Consider the following 16786-nt stretch of genomic DNA (forward strand, 5'->3'; position numbering starts at 1 on the left):
GGTGCAAATGAACAAAATAACCATAAATCCAGACTTAGCCCATGTTGATTATACTGATTTATTGGTGAAGATCTTAAAAATTCTCAAAGAAAAGCAAATATTCACAATTTCTCCAGATAATCAAAGGGTACTGATTAATATTAATCAAGTAGTGAATGAAGTTATTGATTTACAACCATATAATCCTTTAGGAAATGAGAGATCAGTGCGTACTGCTACTCTAAATTTTAGTTCCGGTTCTCAAGATTCATTTAGTCAACAAATTAAAGAAATTACTGCTGATATTCAGCAACATTTAACAGCAGCTATTCAGAAAAATCCTGAAAATCACTCAACAAATAGAGTTGAATTTATTAAAAAATTAATGACTGATTTGCAGACATTCAAAGGAGAATATAAGAAAGATGAGAAAACTAAAACACCAATTTTAGATTTTACCTATCCATTTCCTCCTGCGACAAATTTGGAAAAGCAAAGATTGACAGTTAACAGAAACGAAAATAGCCAACAGAAACAACTATTAAAAGCGCATAATGTCAAATTTTCTGTAGATAAACCTCGTGATTTTCAATCAACCCTATTAACAGGAATTAATAATTTTATTGATATAAAATTTGCTGGGATAAATTCTCAAGATCGAGAAGATTTAGAGGATATTATTGATAACTTAGAAAAAAATACCAACTCGGATATTTACAGCTTAGAAAATCTAGTTAACCAAGAAACATTAGGAAAATTAAAAAAATTAGCTAAAATCAAATATTTAGAATTTCTCTCAGAAAACATTGATAAAAATGCTAGTGATGACAACTTAAAAGGGAAGATATATTTAGAAGATCTAATTAGAAGATTGAACCTATTAGAAGATCATATCAACGATAGCAATAAAGCAGATGGAGAATATCAAGTTAGTTATGCGGGAATATCAGTTAATTATCAAACCATGTTTTCTCGCAGTGAAGCATATGATATCTTACCGATTATTCCCAACATTGAAGGTTATTTAGGAGAAACAGAAGATCCAAATCGAGAGAAAATAGAATTTACCTTGGGGTTGAAATTAAAATTTGATGGTAAAGTTCAAGCTTATGGAGGTAAAACAGTTTTTGATTATCATCTCAATCTTTTAAATCCAGATAGTCAAGAACATAAAACTGAAATTGCAGATGATTCAAGAAAATCTAATTTTGTCTATAAAATTCTAAAAATAGCCTTTTTATATTATTTCATATTTGCATCTCGTCAAAATTCCCAAGCAGAAAATTATCACCCCCAAAGCGAGTTAGAATATAATCCTCTTGAAAAATTTGAAAAAGATGTACTTCCAGTATTAAGAGGGAGTGATGATGAAGCTAAAAAGAAACTATTTAAAAGTTGGATAGCGGGTTTTACTAAATTGAACGTTAGGGAAAAAATCAAAACTCTCAAAAAAGTTTTAATAAGTTTGATCAAAAGAGAAACTCCATTTCCCAGTAGAGACTATCCTGTACATATTTCCGTGAAGAATAGTATTTTAGAAGATGACATTGACACTATTAACGAAAGAGAGACAATCTTTAAAGATGCGTTGCGAAGAAATTTTAAAGATTGTTTGAAATATATCAACATAGGAAATGCAACCACGCAGAAAAACTTACTGATTACTCTTCCCGCAAAAATAAGTATTAGTGAAATTCATTTTTTAGAGACAGAAGATAAAGAAACTTTCGAGATGGAATATGATATTCCTCAAGGTATTGAGGTTTTACCAGTCATATTTTTAGCAATGAAAGAAGGGAGTGAATTTTATAACAAAAACTTACAACATCGGAAATTACTAATTTTCCCCCAACGTTCAGAAAATGACAAACTAGAAATCCATCAAGAAATTATTTACAAAATAACATATAGCTTACTAGCGTATATTTGTCTTCACGTCATCCTTGAAAAACAAAGCAAAGTATTTATTCCTCTTTTAAGAATACATCTTAAAGAAAAAACCGACAACGCACCAATAGAAAAATTTATAGTTTCCTTAACTAAAGTATTATCTCATTTATTTAATGATGGATATCGCAGTAATGAACAGGGAATAGTTATTACTAATAAGGTTACATATAAAATCCCTAATGTTCTGAGTTCCTTGTATTCAGTTGTCCCCAAAAAATTTCAGTTATCAGAAAGTGATAAATTTGCATTTCAGGAACTTGATAAAATTGCAATTATCGTAGTTTCCAGTCGAGAAACTGATAGTACATGGGTAACAAAAGCGAAGAAATCTAACCTCATGGGAGAAATTATTACCTTACAAATGAAACCCAAATGTGTGAGATTTCAGCTTTTGAAAACCTTCTCAGAAAACTTTGATGATCATGATAAGATGTTTGAATATCCTACCGTAGTAGTTGATAATGTAGACAAACTTTATCAAAAAGGGTACAGACACTTTATTTATATCGCAAAAGTTCCCTATAGCAGCACATTACATATTACCCAAACTGAAAAAGATGAAGAATTATTTTTTATGTCGAAAAATGTTATTACCGCATTAACAAAAGAAAAACATGATATCAAAATTTATCCGATGTTTTTTGAAAAATACTACGCAGTAAAAGTTTCCGGGATAAAATCAACATCATTATATATTCAAGACACCCTGGAACTTACCAACTTAGCAGAAGATAAGAATAAAAAATCTGTCATCTTTTTTAACTTATTCAATGGCATCGCACTTTCTGAAGATAATCATTATCATGGAGTCATGTCTTATGCGACATTATTAAACATTTACGATGGTATTTTAGATGATAAAGATATCAGAAACGGATTAATTTATGATGATAGTCAATTAAAAAATGAAATTTTGCAATGTTTAACCTTGTTTCATTTTTCTCGTTATGAAAAGTCGAGAGATATTCAATTAAAATTAGATCCCTATCAAAATTTAATCGGAGATGAATCAGTTAGTCAAGTTGCGTTATTTCCCCATAGTCGCAGCAAAGGAAATTTCAACTCCCTAGCATTTTTAACTCACATCAAACAAATACTCAACAAACAAGACAAATAAAAAATTGTCGGTTGGATTGAGTTTTCGCTTAAACCAACATATCTGAAAATAACCAACAACAAAATTTTGATAATGTTAATGTTGGGTTTCCTTGTGTCAACCCAACCTACGGAGGAAAAAAAGATGTCAGCAAAAATAGCCGATGATTTAGGAAGATTATTTGAGGTAGGATTTAATATGGGAATTTTATCTTATATTCAACAAAATAATCTCAAAAATCGGTTTGGAAGCTTATACCATGATGAACTTAAAAATCTCAGATTTTCAGAAATCAGAAAAACTATAGTTAGGAAAGTTGTCAGTAAATTAGATCAAAAAATAGCTGAAACCTGGTGTCAATTTTTTGTACAAAAAGGGTTTTTATGTGGTTTAAACTTCTTCCAAGAATATCTCAAATCTATTGGATGTGATCAAAAAGAAAAGTTTCGACATTTAGAAATTATATATTATCAATGTTGTTTCAATGGTGATAATAGCATTGGTACTCATGAAGTTAATAATAAACAATGGTTTAAGGATGTTCTTTCCCAGTTTGAAAATTTAGACAATGTTTTTGATGATATTAATATATATAAAAGTAAAGGTGATTTTCTCAACGCAGATACTTTAATCTTGCTAAAATATCGGCGTACATATCGGGTTTTATGTCTGGATTTATCGGTGTTTTCTATCCACACTGATGAGGATATAGAAAATATTGACTATGTAGAAATTATTCGCCGGTTATTGATGCGAGATGTTAACTATATTCGTTCTCAAAGTGTATTTTCTAGTTTGCGAATTGATACCGAATCTTTAGGTTTAGATTTTTCCCCAAGTTTAAAGGAATATTTTACAGCTTTTAAATCTAAGGATAAGGAAAGCGCGAAATTAATTCAAGCTGCTGGTTATATTTATAGCTTCTGTCAGTTTCTCGAAAAAACGGCGATTATCCCCAATATATCACAGTTAGTATGTAATGCGGTGGGATACAGCGATCGCTCGTTTAATACTATCTCTATTCAAGCAGAAAATCTCGACATTTTCCAAACTTGTTATCAAATATATAAACACCATGATAACCAAGAAGAAATTACATCAGCACGTCATCGAGTCTTGGATAAAATTAAACGTAATGCTGCTATTAGTTTTGATCAAGGAAAAGAATTTGTCAACTCACTGTTAGAGATTACTCCAAATACCATCAATATTTTACCGCTTCACACAGAACATATTAACAATTTTTATAACTCCGTCGCCACAGTACCATCAGAGTTAATTTCTAATTTACACTTAATCGGAAATCCCAACTTTCGACAAGCACATAATCAACTAATTAAAAAATATCTCCTTTCTGAAAATACCTACATCTTCTTAACCGGAAATCCAGGAATTGGAAAAACTACCGCTATTGTGAATTTTCTCACACAATATAAAGATGAAGGTTTCTTATTATTCTACGTCAGTCCCCGCAAACAAGTCAATCTTGATATCATCGAAAAATTCAAAGATCAGCAAAATGAAAAATTGATTGATGACAGAATTTTTGCAATAAATACTCACAGCAACTTAATCCAAGATAATCATGGTAAATGTTCAGTCGCATATACCTCAAACCAACATGAAGATGATTTTTATTTAGGGGAAGTTCATTTTCTCAACAGTAAAAATGTGGAAAGAAAATCTCGACGAAAAAACAGACTAGAACATATTACCGATCATACATTTCAAGATATTGGACAAAAAACTAAAGGAGTATTAAATAGTATTTGCGAAGGATTGTATAACCTGATTAGCTGTGAAAAATATAATCAGATTATTGCTACAGCTTCCACTCAGTCATTGAAAAAAACCGACTATGGAGATACGTTAAAACATCTTACTAAAATTTTTTGTGACGCATACAACGAAAGAGAAAGTAAAGTTTTTCCAGAGAAAATGCAAAATATTTCTCGTCGCATCAAACATCTATTTATTATGATAGATGAAATTACTGGAGATGAAGGAGGAGTAGAATTTTTAGCTGGGATTCAAAAAATTGTTACCCGTTATGAGTTAACAAAACCTGGAAATGGTTTTAACACTAAAATTATTGTTGCTGATGCTTCTATAGTTGATAAAAATGTCATCCGTCAACATTTAGAAGATACTACCCCCGAACCTAATAAAATTTTCTTTCGTCAAGCAGAAGAAAATATTCAACCTCTGTCAGTGGAATCTTTCACATTTAACAATTTACCCGCTATCATTATTAATACTAATACATACCCAGCCAAAAGCTTAACTATTAATTATCAAATTCTCATTGAATCTTGTCAATTTACCGATAAAGCCAAATTACGGGATAAATCTAATTTAGAGAAAGAATTACAAACTCAAATTTTCCAAGATATTCAAAATCTCTTGCAAAAATCTGACGTTGAACAAGTTATAGTTTATATCCAAAATAAATCCAAATTAGCAGAACTCATTGATAAAATCCAATCAAAGTTAGGAAGAGACAACTTTACCAAAAATATCCATTACCTAGAAATACACGCAAATATATCTGAACATGAAAAGCAAGAAATTAAAAAATATCAAGAAACTGTCAAAGTCGTTTTCATGACAGCTTCAGGAAGTCGCGGTTTATCTTTTCCTAAAGCCAAACACATCTTAGTAGAAATTCCTAAGTTTGAAATTGAAAAAAACCTCATGGAAATTATTCAAGTAATTTACAGAGGAAGAGGAAATGATCTTATAGATAATCAAGATAAATACCTAACTTTTTATTTAGCAGAACGTTCAATATATTATCAAGATCATCCCCAACTCTCTGTCCAGGAAAATGTTTTGAGTTTATTAAATCTCCTCTTAATTCTCAAAGCATCAATTATGACAAGAATTCAAGGTTATGGTATGATTGGTAGAAAAAAATATATTCTAATTCCCATTGGAGGAAAATCGGTTTTAGCTGCTGGAGAAACCTTTTCTAGTCAAATCGCAAATCTGATTAACCAACTTAAAAAAGAATATAATATCAACAAAAGTCATCTGTTATTAAAACAAGCTTATACCAGTTTAGAATTACTCATGGGAGATGGTGATTTTCTGGTACAAAAAACCACAGAAGAAAGTTATTTAGCTATTCGAGATAATTTCAATCACAAATTTCTAGAAATTGCGACAACTTTTGATCAATTACTGGATTTTAAACCATTGGAATTAGGCTATATTAGTGGTGGTTTATTAATAGTACCCAGTCAAAACATCGAAGAATCATATCAAATGCGATTATTAGATATTGAAAAATACGCAAATGCAGAATTATGGGAAAATCTCAAAAACATTAGTAGAAGCAAAATCTATCCAGAAAGTCTCACTTATGCGGTTAAAAACGCCATAGAATTAGTTGAAAGACTCAGAAACGCACCACCAAAAACCCAGAACTTTATCCAGAAAAGTCAACACAGTGATCAATATTATGCTTTACCATTATTTGCGTTTATTAGTGGTAAAGTCATGAAAGAATACTTTGAAAGTGAAATTGAAGAACCAGAAGATCAACGTTTTAAAGATATTTTATCTATCTACATTCGTTCACTATATCCCGTCGGTAATGTTTTACCAATTGGTCATAATTACAAAGAATTTCCCTTTGTGGTATTTAGAAGTTATAGCTTAGAAGAAATCAGAAACAAAATATTTACAGAAAAGTACCTATTAAATTCTCATGAGTTAAATGTCCTCAATTTAATTCTTTCTTCCTCAATATCTCCCATAAGTCCCCAAAAATAAAATACCCGACTGCTTAGAGAAGTCGAGTATTTAAAATAAATGATAATTTTTCGCGTTTTATGGGTTGAAGCTATTGACTTGCACCAAAAAATATGTTAGACTCAATCTTGATAAGGAAGAACTATTCTCCACTTTCTCCTCCCACCACCACATCCCGAATTCGTAAACTGGGACCACCGCAACCGACAGGTAAACCATTTTGTCCACCTTTACCACAACCCCCGGATTCATCCCAGTAAAAATCATCACCAATGGCTTCGATATCTGCGAGGGTTTGGAAAACATTACCAGAAAGGGTTACATCCTTCACAGGTTCAGCAATTTTGCCATTTCTAATCATCCAAGCTTCCCCAGCACTGAAAGTGAACATTTCCCCATTCGTCATTCCCCCTAACCAATTTTGGGCAAAAACACCTTCTTTAATCCCCGTAAATAAATCTGCGACGGGAGTTTTACCCCGTTCAATCCAGGTATTTGTCATTCTCACAATGGGGGAATAGTGATAATTAAGACAACGAGCATTACCTGTGGGTTTCTCCGCCAATTTACCAGCAGTTTCACGGGAATGCAGCCTCCCAACTAATACACCATCTTCAATTAACTGGGTAGTTGTCGCAGGTGTACCTTCATCATCGTAAAAATAACTACCGCGATGTCCTTGGGGTGCAGCACCATCAAATATTTGCAGTTCTTTGGGGCCGAAACGTCGTCCTAGAGTCATGACTTCCAGAATATCAGGGTTTTCATAGGCCATATCTGCTTCAGAAAGATGTCCAAAGGCTTCATGCACAAATAAACCGCTGAGAATGGGATCAATAACTACGGTGTACGTATTACCCTTGACGGATGGTAGAAATAAAGACGTAACTGCTCTTTCTGCTGCACCTTTAACTTGTTTGTCTAAATTAGTTAGATCTTCGTAGGCTTTGCGAGAACCAGTGGTTTCTCTACCAGTTTGCACAGTGTCCCCATTCCTGGCTGTGGCTGCAAAGCGCATTTCCATATCTACCCAAGATTGATCAATGAAAGTTCCTTCAGAGGTGACAATAATGACTCTTTGGGTGCTGTCACTGTAATGAACTGAGGTAGTAGTAATTCGGTGATCAACTGTTTTCAGGAGGTCAGTATAGCGATCGCATAATTGTTTTTTCTGCTTTAGCGAAACCTGGCGAGGGTCAGTACCCAATAAAGGCAATCTACATACAGCTTGTACAGGATCAATAGCTGCAAGTATAGTCTCTTCATCACCCACTATCCGGGCTGCGGCAATGGCTTCTTCTATGCGGTCTTCAATGGTTGTTAATTTATTAAAACTACTTAATCCCCAACCACCTTTATAACAAGTGCGAACATGACCACCAATAGAAATTCCCTCGCTGAGAGTTTCCACTTTATCACCCCGCAAGACAATATCTGTTCCCTCGGCTTCTTCCAAGCGAATCATCAAGTAATCCACACGGGAAGAGTAACGAGAAATTAAATCTGAGAGGAGATTTTGAACGTCAGTAAGTTTAGTTTTCATTTTATAAATCGCTATAAATTACATTTATTTTCTGATTGAAAAGCATATTTTGGAGTTATCATAATCTTTACAACAGCTTACTTGATCATTTTGGAAGAAGTTAAAATCTTTTAATACTTATTTTACAAGCATTCTGACTCTTAACTCCTAACGTATAAATTCCCTTGCCAATGAATTTTTAATAATTTTTGCAAAATCGTAACTATGGATACATCCAATTCTTGCAACCGTGGATAACATGAGAAAAATATTCACACAGTAAAAAAACATCAAGAACCAAAAAACCATTGTTCTTGTTCATCTTTCTTTTTTCATAAACAGCAGCCCACAGGAGTTTGCCTTCCTCAATAATTTATCTGACAAAAATAATCTTTACAGCCTTAAACATAGGGACAAAATAACTTTATCACAATTGCGGATGACATCACAAAAACCTGTCATACCAATTTGGGATTTTAGATTGGGAATAAAAAACACCTTTACAGCCACTTCCCACCATCCTAAATATCCGCAGTTAGCGTCCTTGTGATATTTCAACTAAACAATCAAGGAGTTCACTATGGTTCGACAAATGTGCTGGTTATCTAAGTCTAACGGCGATGATGAAAAGATTTTGTACTTGCAAACTTCACCTGGACAACCTTGGCGGCCTTACACAGCTTTTCCGCAATTTTCAGTTCCAGATTATCGCGTCCCTCGTGGTTCTAAGGGTTGGGCAACTTATCAAAAACTCTTTAAAGCAGGTTGGACTTTAGTACCTAGTGCCAGAGGTAGCGAATTTGGTGATAGTTGCTATGCAGAGTCAACTGTGCAGAGTTCATAGCCTATATTACCATCTGGGGAACACCATCAATATTATCTCATCCCCAGATGGGTGAAATTATTTGTGTATCTGAGCAAGTCAGTCGCAAACACCTTACAATAAATAAGGTGCGTTAACTGCTGTTACAAACATTTATATTTATGCCTCCCCGTTGGCCTCGCAAACCAGATCGTAAAGATCCAGATTTCCGTAAACTAGATGATCGCATGAATTTCGCTGTTCATGTCGGTATTTGTGCAACTGTCACTTCTGGGTTGTGGTTTTTTCACATTTTGAAAACTACTGCCTGGGAATGGCTACCTGGAGTAACAATTGGTTGGGTAGGAGTATTGCTGCTGCATCTAATTTACATTGGTGCGATCGCTAATTACGACCCCACACCACCGAAATCTACCTAAAGAAAGAAAATCAAGCTAGGGAATTCTCACCTGTGGTAGTAGATCAAGTCTAGCTAATTGAGTAATAATATGAAATAAGCTAAGATATCCCGATGTTACTAACAAAGAGGTTATATTTATGGCTAAAACTAATACCACAGAATTACTAGAAACCCTAGCCGCAGAAATTGGTGAAAGTGTTTATATAGATATTGCCAAGTGGCATCTATATCTATCTGATGCCAAACTGCATAATGTTGTGGCTGAAAAATTGTATCCTTTAATTACTTCTAAAAGCGTTAATGAAGATAAGGTAATTGCCGCTTTAGAATCTATTACTGTCAAAGTTGGTGGTGGTAGAAGGGAACTATCTTTAATTGATTTATTACCCTTGCAATGTCAAGTGACCTTAGTAGATATTGTCGAAAAATATCAACGGGAAATCTAATCTTTATTTTCTTCCCATTGGCAAGTTTACATATTTAAATAATGGAGGTTGATCAAGATGTTTTTACAAATCAAAGATAGCCGCGATTTGGTGAAAATAGTTGATGTTCAAGAACTATTAGACCCCACTAGTAAGATTGTCCATGCCCAAGACCAAGAAGGACAAGAAGAACAGGAAACGGACATTTATCAAAAGGAAGAACTAGTATTTCCTTCTGGGGAAAAATTGCCCCGCTGTTGGTTAGATGCCAAATTCAGAGAAAGAGAAGCTGTAGCAGCTTAATTTTAATTACGTAGGATGAACAAAAACAGATCCCCGACTTCTCCAAGAAGTCGGGGATCTAAATTCCTAAACTTCTGCTTTTTGTGTGACTATCACAGATTCAGAACCTTTAGAAAAGGCTTTTGTAATCCAATAGGTGAAAATATGAGAAAGCACACCTAAAGGACCCGCAAACAAACACAAAGCTATCGAGTGAATTGTCCAAATTCCGGTTTTTTGTCCTTCCCAATAAATCCATCTACCGACAAATAAATCCATTACTAGAAAATGAATCCAACCTGTAGCAGCAGCAGTTTCATTACTAAAAAACCTGGCTATATCTGCTAGTTGAGGATTTGATAAAGCAGCAGCATTTTCTGGAGTAATGCTAGTGACAAATAAATACAAATAAGCACCTGCTAAAACCACAAAAGGTAGATAAGATTCCATTACCTTGCGGGTAATTTTCCAATTTGGTAACAGAATCATCAAAGCCCAAAAAGGCAAAACAAACAAATTGGCAACGTTAAATAAATCTGTGATATTCATATTACAAAGCTACTAATTGAGATTCTATTGTTGAAGATTGTAAATTACGACCGATAAAAACTAAACTGGTTTGTTTTGCTTCTTCTGGTTTCCAAGGACGATCATAAAATTTATCAAATCTATTACCTACACCTTGCATAACTAACCGCATGAGTTTATTCTCAACAGCCACAAAACCTTTAATTCGATAAATTTCTTGTTCTTGTGCCAGTTTTTCTAAAGTTGCTTGTAGCTTTTCTGGGTCAAAAGTGCGGTTTAAAATCACGTGAGTTGAGTTAATTTCATCATCATGATCATGGTCTTCTTCTGTGTCGTGGTGACTAGGACGTGAATCTAAATTATCTTCAACTGCGGCTGCAAATCCTAATAAGATAGATGGGTCTAATTTACCATAATCACTAGAGACAATTTTCACAACTCTCGGTAATTCATGCTTGACTAATTCTAGAACTTGTGCTTGGGTTTCACTATCAACTAAATCAGTTTTATTCAAAATTACTAAATCAGCACAAGCAAGTTGATCTTCAAACAATTCTTGTAATGGTGTTTCATGTTCTAGACTATCATCTTCTTGTCTTTGGGCTGCTATAGCATCCAAATCACTAGCAAATGTTCCCGCTGCAACTGCGGCACAATCTACTACAGTAATTACTGCATCTACTGTAGCAGCATTGCGGATTTCTTGCCAACGAAAGGCTTTAATTAAGGGTTTTGGTAAAGCTAAACCAGAGGTTTCAATGATAATATAATCTATACTATCGCGGCGTTTAATTAATTCCCGCATTGTTGGGTAAAATTCTTCTTGCACGGTGCAGCATAAACAGCCGTTTGTCAGTTCAAATATGTTAGTTTCTGGATTTTCTGCTGTTTCATCTTCGGGGCAAATTTGACAAGATTTCAATAATTCTCCATCTATCCCCAGTTCACCAAATTCGTTGACTAATACTGCTATCCGTCGTCCTTGGTTGTTTTGCAGGAGGTGACGGATAATGCTGGTTTTACCGCTTCCTAAGAAGCCTGTGATGACGGTAACGGGGATTTTTGTAGCCATGTTTTGTGTGTGGTTTTGAATTCAATTTTACCATATATTGTATAACCCCAGATCCCGGACTTCTTTGAGAAGTCCGGGATCTTATTTATTGAGTAAATGAACCACGAAGGCACGAAGTACGCGAAGGAAGAAAGGAAAGAAGTAAATTAGATATTTTTTATTTGCAACTCTGTTGATTTTGGTTTGTGCTTGATTTTAAGAATATCCAAACTTATCTAAGTATTCATCAAAATCCATACCCATTTCTTCATCATAACCAAAAGCATCATACATATAGTGGCTATAATCCTCTATTTCTTCATTTTTATCCCTAATTTCTAATTGTACATTTCCTAATTTCTTTGACCATATATCCAAATATTTACTTATGGCAATATTATATGGATTTATTTGATTGGCTTTTTGAATAATTTCTAATGCTTCTAATTTTCTGTTTGACTTGTAAGCAATTAGGGCTTTTCCAAAGAGCAATGTATCTGTTTCTTTTCGCTGTAGTGCTTTATCAAAATATTCATTTGCATCTTCAAGTTCTCCTTTTCTTAATAAAAGACAACCTAATAAAAAATCAGATGTCCATATATCTTGATTAAATTTAGGGTTGGCTGCTTCGATTAAATTCCTTTTTGCTTCTTCATGTCTTCCCATTAACATTAATGCTAATGATAAAGTATGAAGGATATACGGATCTAATCTACCATATTGATATTTTTTAATTACTTTAACTGCCTCTTCATAAGGTCGATTGTCTTCTGGACTACCCTTAGTAATGTACAGCCTAGCAAGTTTTTCAGCTATATAATCTTTTTTCTGACGTTGCTTTTCCTGTGACCAAGAACAATTGAGAGCTTGTATAAAATACTGTTCTGCATCATCACGATATTTTATAGCTTCTGCTGATACATATTTATCTAGTTTTTGTCCATTTCCACTTAAAATCCAATATTTAGCAAAATCAGCCTTTCCTAAAGAATATAATTTATCTACTTTTTCACAGGCTTCTCGATGATTTATATCAGCTACTAAACAATTATTATAGTATTGGTATGACAAATTAGCATGGTTTAAATCTTGAGGATTGTAACTAATTTTGTCATTTTCATCAACTATTTTACGTAAGCCTAGTGCAAATATTGCTTCATCCCATTTATTAATAATCATTTCATAATAAACAGAACCCAAACTATAAAATGATTTAATATATTCATTATAACATCGGTTTCTTTCGTCTTGCTGTCGTGGAATCTTTGTATCTAGAGATTCCCGATATGTTATTGCTGCATCTAAAGATTTAATACCATCTAACCGATATTGTTTAGCTAATTCAAAATTTCTATCTTTCCAGCAAGTTGTAGGTAGTATCTCTACTAATAGATATCCTTTTCTATATAGGTCTTTAATTCTCTTGCTATCAATGCCTAAAGACTGATTAAAATATTGTATCGCTATTTCTGATTCTTTTCTCTTGTTTCCATCACGTCTACCTCTAGGTTGGTTGAGTTCCACAGCATTTTGATAATATAAATAACCTAATCCAGATAGATATTTTGGATTTTTTGGCATTAATTCAATACATCGTTTCCACAGTCTTTCTGCTTCTTTACGATATTCAGATTTTTGATATAAAAATTTTTCTTTCTCTTGATTCTTTCTGGGAATATCATTAGCGGAAACACTTGCTAACTTTCCGCACCCAAATGCTATTTCACTCAAAAACTCTGAATTGTCCCACAATTTAGGTTCTTGCAGCTTCTCTATTAACCAAAAATTATACATACCTTGCCAATCATTATTTTTTTTAAATTCTTTAATTTTTGCTTGATAATACATCTCGTCCATAAAAATCTCCTATTTTACTTCCCGTAATGTGGCTATTAACACACTTAGCATAATAACTGAATTAAATCTCTTTTAGACGAATCTTGTCAATACTAAAAATATATGATACTATGTTTTCATCTCTCCACTTATTCCAAACCTCTACCCCTTCCTTCAGTATTGCTAAATGCTCTGGATTTGCCATAATCTAGTTTTTATACCTAAAATTACCAATATTCGGATTTTAACCTAATTTCATTAATCTTAGAATGCAATAAATAAAGTTTAATCAAAACAGCGATCATTTTTCTGCTTGAACAGATAGGATCGCTTTTTAAGTACCTGGACAGAATTAATTACATATTATTTATTTACCAATCCTTTGTCCATTCAGGATTTCAGTCTAAATATTTGTGTAATTAATTTTGTCTCATTACTTATCAAAATTCCAGGGTTAATTTTAGGAAATGTTATCAATACTGAACTTTGTCAGTTCAGACTCTTGAACCAATGCTAGTAAAGATAAAACTTCACGATTTATATTTGGTTCACCATAAAATACCCAAACACGCGGGAAGTGTCCTTCACAATTTTTATGTCCTACTACCCAACTATTATTATTATCACGCCACCCAATTCTATATTCAAAACTACGATATTGTTCTTTAACTAGGTCAGGATTGCTATGGTAAGCATTTTTCCAATTACTAGGATTTAAACCTATATCCCTGCAAATTTCATATTGTACACTAAATCCAAATCTTTCTTGACTATACTTTAACCACAACATATTAATCTCTTGGAGGTTTTCAAGAGGCAGATTTTCAATATCTGATATTCTAAGTCGTTTTTGTAAGTCATTTTCCCGTCCAGACAGTTTCAGCAAAATATCCCTAGTTTCTTTATCTGCTTCTGGCCAGTTCTGTTCTTCTAAATGACGTTGGAGATTTATCAAATTCATAATTTTGTCCTTAAAAAATTTACAGTTGATGAGAAATCCGGGTTTAAGAGCGATCGCCTTGTTTTCACAAAAATGCGTTAACGAGCGATCGCTATTAGTATTCATCAAATTTTTGAAAGTGAACGTTTAACCAAAATTTTAACTTAGATCAAAACATTTCTACTTAGGGCTTGCTGAAAAAGTCTTTTCGTGAGGGCTAGGAGTCAGGAGTCACCGAGTCAGGAGGAAGAATTAGAAGCAGAGAAGAATAGTCTCAAATTTCAGAAAGTGATAGGTTTTTAATGGTTTCAATCCTTATTCCTTGCACCTAATTCACTTTTTTAACCGGGAAACTCTTAATCTATCTAGGTTTTCGGTTTATTCAGCAAGCCCTATTTATGTATATGATGGTAAGATGTGTTATTTATAAACACAACCGTGATCTTTCAGTTATAAATAATCTTTTTGTAACACATATTTTGAATCACATATGTGACATATATGCAATTGAAAAATTAAATCTCCCCTTGCCAAAATTAAGTACGAATCAAAAATTAAATCCCCATTTATAACAATAAAATGGGGGTTATTTAACTTTTTATTGATTCAACTCAAATCAGATGAACTAACAAACATTTTAATCTATATAAACTGTGTTAAGTCTAAATGCTCTTCAATTTGAGTAGCTAAAGAATCTAACATTTGCTCTCGCTGTTCTTTGTAGTTAGCCACACCTGTGGGTAAAGATTTCAAACCCCGTTGTTGCCGGAGACGATTTACCCAAGCCCGTCGCCAAGGTCCATTATCAAAAATTCCATGTAAATAAGTTCCCCAAACCGATTGACAACTATCTACTAACCCTAAATTAGCATCATCAAATAAGGGTTGACAGGATTTTTGATCTGCTGGGTTTTCTATGCGCGAGCGCCCTTGGTGAATTTCAAACCCAGTCACAGGTAAACCCGCTTGGGGATAATTGGAAGTAACTTGACGCTGACGGGCAATTTTTTGACCTGTAATGACTGTCTTTATAGGTAATAAATTTAACCCTTGATATTTACCAGATTGTCCTTCCATTCCTTCTGGATCAGCTATAGACTGCCCCAACATTTGAAAACCGCCACAAATGCCTAAAACCGTGCCACCAGAAGCCGCATAGTTTTGAATTGCCTCTGCCATACCGCTTTTTTGCAAGGTAATTAAATCAGCAATTGTGGTTTTTGTCCCTGGGATAATTACTGCATCTGGATGTCCTAACTCTTGCTTAGGATGCAAGTATTTTACCGTTACTGATGGTTCTGATTCCAAGGGATCAAAATCGGTGAAATTGGCAATTCTTGGTAAACGAATCACCGCAATGTTTAGTTCAGAGTTAGCTTTTGCTGGTTTGCGTTCTAGTAAATCTAGGGAGTCTTCCGCTGGGAAAACTTGTTCTAAATAAGGAATAACACCAACCACAGGTATACCTGTCCGTTCTTCTAACCATTTAATTCCGGGTTCGAGAATTGAGCGCTGTCCTCGAAATTTATTAATGACGACTCCTTTAATTAAGGCGCGTTCGTCTGGATCTAATAGTTCTAATGTGCCGACGACATGAGCAAATGCTCCACCTCTATCAATATCAACGACTAATAAAGTAGGTGCATTTAAATGTTTAGCAACCCGCATATTAGTTAAATCCCGGTGTTTAAGATTAATTTCGGCGGGACTACCAGCACCTTCACAAACTAGGGCTTCAAATTCTGTAGATAGGTATTGTAAACATTCTTTGATGGTCTGCCAACCGAGTTCAAAATATTGTTCGTAGTAGTCTGTGGCGCTAACTTTCCCGATAGCTTTACCTTTAAGAATGATTTGGGATGTCATATCCCCCTGGGGTTTAAGTAAAATTGGATTCATTTCTACCAAGGGTACTACTCCCGCCGCCCAAGCTTGCACTGCTTGAGCATAGCCTATTTCCCCGCCACTGGCGGTAACATAGGCGTTTAAAGCCATATTTTGACCTTTAAAGGGGGATACTCGCAACCCGCGCCGGGAAAGAATCCGACAAATAGCTGTGGTTATCAGTGATTTCCCTGCGTGGGATGTTGTTCCCACTACCATGATTGCTTTCATTTTTAACTATAATTTAGTATGTTGAGATTCGGTAGTGCATCTGTAAATAAGCTGTTATTTTTTTAAACTTGCATATCTCGTTA

The 16786-nt window shown here is 34.0% G+C and carries 13 protein-coding genes; 7 read left to right on the forward strand and 6 right to left on the reverse strand.

Annotation, left to right across the window (positions count from 1 at the left end; all coding sequences use genetic code 11):
- Positions 1 to 7 precede the first annotated feature (7 nt).
- Positions 8 to 3046, forward strand: a complete 3039-nt coding sequence (locus tag HGD76_RS20520; protein WP_168696863.1) for a hypothetical protein — start codon at positions 8 to 10, stop codon at positions 3044 to 3046.
- A 123-nt stretch (positions 3047 to 3169) separates the two neighbouring features.
- A complete protein-coding gene (locus HGD76_RS20525; protein WP_168696864.1) occupies positions 3170 to 6802 on the forward strand; it encodes a helicase-related protein in 3633 nt (1210 codons plus the stop codon).
- Between the two features lie 121 nt (positions 6803 to 6923).
- On the opposite strand, the gene HGD76_RS20530 is transcribed toward HGD76_RS20525, so the two are convergent.
- Positions 6924 to 8324, reverse strand: coding sequence for a TldD/PmbA family protein (locus tag HGD76_RS20530; protein ID WP_168696865.1), 1401 nt, complete (start codon positions 8322 to 8324; stop codon positions 6924 to 6926).
- A gap of 559 nt (positions 8325 to 8883) precedes the next feature.
- Between HGD76_RS20530 and HGD76_RS20535 the strand changes: the two genes are divergently transcribed.
- The 4 genes from HGD76_RS20535 to HGD76_RS20550 all read left to right on the forward strand — a co-directional run bounded on the left by HGD76_RS20535 (position 8884) and on the right by HGD76_RS20550 (position 10254).
- Entirely contained in the window at positions 8884 to 9147 is a 264-nt protein-coding gene (locus HGD76_RS20535) for a hypothetical protein (RefSeq protein ID WP_168696866.1), read from the forward strand.
- A gap of 140 nt (positions 9148 to 9287) precedes the next feature.
- Positions 9288 to 9545: a hypothetical protein gene (locus HGD76_RS20540; RefSeq protein ID WP_015078402.1), complete on the forward strand. Its 258-nt coding sequence runs from the start codon at positions 9288 to 9290 to the stop codon at positions 9543 to 9545.
- A 118-nt stretch (positions 9546 to 9663) separates the two neighbouring features.
- Positions 9664 to 9972: a DUF3181 family protein gene (locus tag HGD76_RS20545; protein WP_168696867.1), complete on the forward strand. Its 309-nt coding sequence runs from the start codon at positions 9664 to 9666 to the stop codon at positions 9970 to 9972.
- A gap of 57 nt (positions 9973 to 10029) precedes the next feature.
- The gene (locus HGD76_RS20550; protein WP_015078404.1) at positions 10030 to 10254 is read left to right on the forward strand and encodes a hypothetical protein; all 225 of its coding nucleotides are present in this window, start codon (positions 10030 to 10032) and stop codon (positions 10252 to 10254) included.
- A gap of 66 nt (positions 10255 to 10320) precedes the next feature.
- Here the strand turns inward: HGD76_RS20550 and HGD76_RS20555 are convergent, their stop codons facing one another.
- From HGD76_RS20555 to HGD76_RS20570, 4 genes are all read right to left on the reverse strand, one after another.
- Positions 10321 to 10782: an ABA4-like family protein gene (locus tag HGD76_RS20555; RefSeq protein WP_168696868.1), complete on the reverse strand. Its 462-nt coding sequence runs from the start codon at positions 10780 to 10782 to the stop codon at positions 10321 to 10323.
- Between the two features lies 1 nt (position 10783).
- Complete coding sequence (gene cobW, locus HGD76_RS20560; protein WP_168696869.1) at positions 10784 to 11833, reverse strand: cobalamin biosynthesis protein CobW; 1050 nt, start codon at positions 11831 to 11833, stop codon at positions 10784 to 10786.
- Positions 11834 to 12028: 195 nt separating this feature from the next.
- Entirely contained in the window at positions 12029 to 13669 is a 1641-nt protein-coding gene (locus HGD76_RS20565; RefSeq protein ID WP_168696870.1) for a tetratricopeptide repeat protein, read from the reverse strand.
- 439 nt (positions 13670 to 14108) lie between these two features.
- Positions 14109 to 14609 (reverse strand): GUN4 domain-containing protein, encoded by a 501-nt coding sequence (locus tag HGD76_RS20570; protein WP_168696871.1) that lies wholly within the window; start codon positions 14607 to 14609, stop codon positions 14109 to 14111.
- 4 nt (positions 14610 to 14613) lie between these two features.
- On the opposite strand from HGD76_RS20570, the gene HGD76_RS25995 reads away from it, so the two are divergent.
- Positions 14614 to 14739 (forward strand): hypothetical protein, encoded by a 126-nt coding sequence (locus tag HGD76_RS25995; RefSeq protein ID WP_267904279.1) that lies wholly within the window; start codon positions 14614 to 14616, stop codon positions 14737 to 14739.
- Positions 14740 to 15230: 491 nt separating this feature from the next.
- On the opposite strand, the gene cobQ is transcribed toward HGD76_RS25995, so the two are convergent.
- The gene (cobQ, locus tag HGD76_RS20575) at positions 15231 to 16703 is read right to left on the reverse strand and encodes a cobyric acid synthase CobQ (RefSeq protein WP_168696872.1); all 1473 of its coding nucleotides are present in this window, start codon (positions 16701 to 16703) and stop codon (positions 15231 to 15233) included.
- Between the last annotated feature and the right edge of the window lie 83 nt (positions 16704 to 16786).

Source organism: Dolichospermum flos-aquae CCAP 1403/13F (genome assembly GCF_012516395.1).
In the GTDB taxonomy this organism is placed as follows: Bacteria; Cyanobacteriota; Cyanobacteriia; order Cyanobacteriales; family Nostocaceae; genus Dolichospermum; species Dolichospermum lemmermannii.

Coding starts and splice junctions, on each gene's coding strand:
- HGD76_RS20550 (WP_015078404.1), top strand. CDS start 10,030: ATGTTTTTACAAATCAAAGATAGCCGCGATTTGGTGAAAATAGTTGAT.
- HGD76_RS20540 (WP_015078402.1), top strand. CDS start 9,288: ATGCCTCCCCGTTGGCCTCGCAAACCAGATCGTAAAGATCCAGATTTC.
- HGD76_RS20555 (WP_168696868.1), bottom strand. CDS start 10,782: ATGAATATCACAGATTTATTTAACGTTGCCAATTTGTTTGTTTTGCCT.
- HGD76_RS20520 (WP_168696863.1), top strand. CDS start 8: ATGAACAAAATAACCATAAATCCAGACTTAGCCCATGTTGATTATACT.
- HGD76_RS20535 (WP_168696866.1), top strand. CDS start 8,884: ATGGTTCGACAAATGTGCTGGTTATCTAAGTCTAACGGCGATGATGAA.
- HGD76_RS20570 (WP_168696871.1), bottom strand. CDS start 14,609: ATGAATTTGATAAATCTCCAACGTCATTTAGAAGAACAGAACTGGCCA.
- HGD76_RS20525 (WP_168696864.1), top strand. CDS start 3,170: ATGTCAGCAAAAATAGCCGATGATTTAGGAAGATTATTTGAGGTAGGA.
- cobW (WP_168696869.1), bottom strand. CDS start 11,833: ATGGCTACAAAAATCCCCGTTACCGTCATCACAGGCTTCTTAGGAAGC.
- cobQ (WP_168696872.1), bottom strand. CDS start 16,703: ATGAAAGCAATCATGGTAGTGGGAACAACATCCCACGCAGGGAAATCA.
- HGD76_RS20545 (WP_168696867.1), top strand. CDS start 9,664: ATGGCTAAAACTAATACCACAGAATTACTAGAAACCCTAGCCGCAGAA.
- HGD76_RS20565 (WP_168696870.1), bottom strand. CDS start 13,669: ATGGACGAGATGTATTATCAAGCAAAAATTAAAGAATTTAAAAAAAAT.
- HGD76_RS20530 (WP_168696865.1), bottom strand. CDS start 8,324: ATGAAAACTAAACTTACTGACGTTCAAAATCTCCTCTCAGATTTAATT.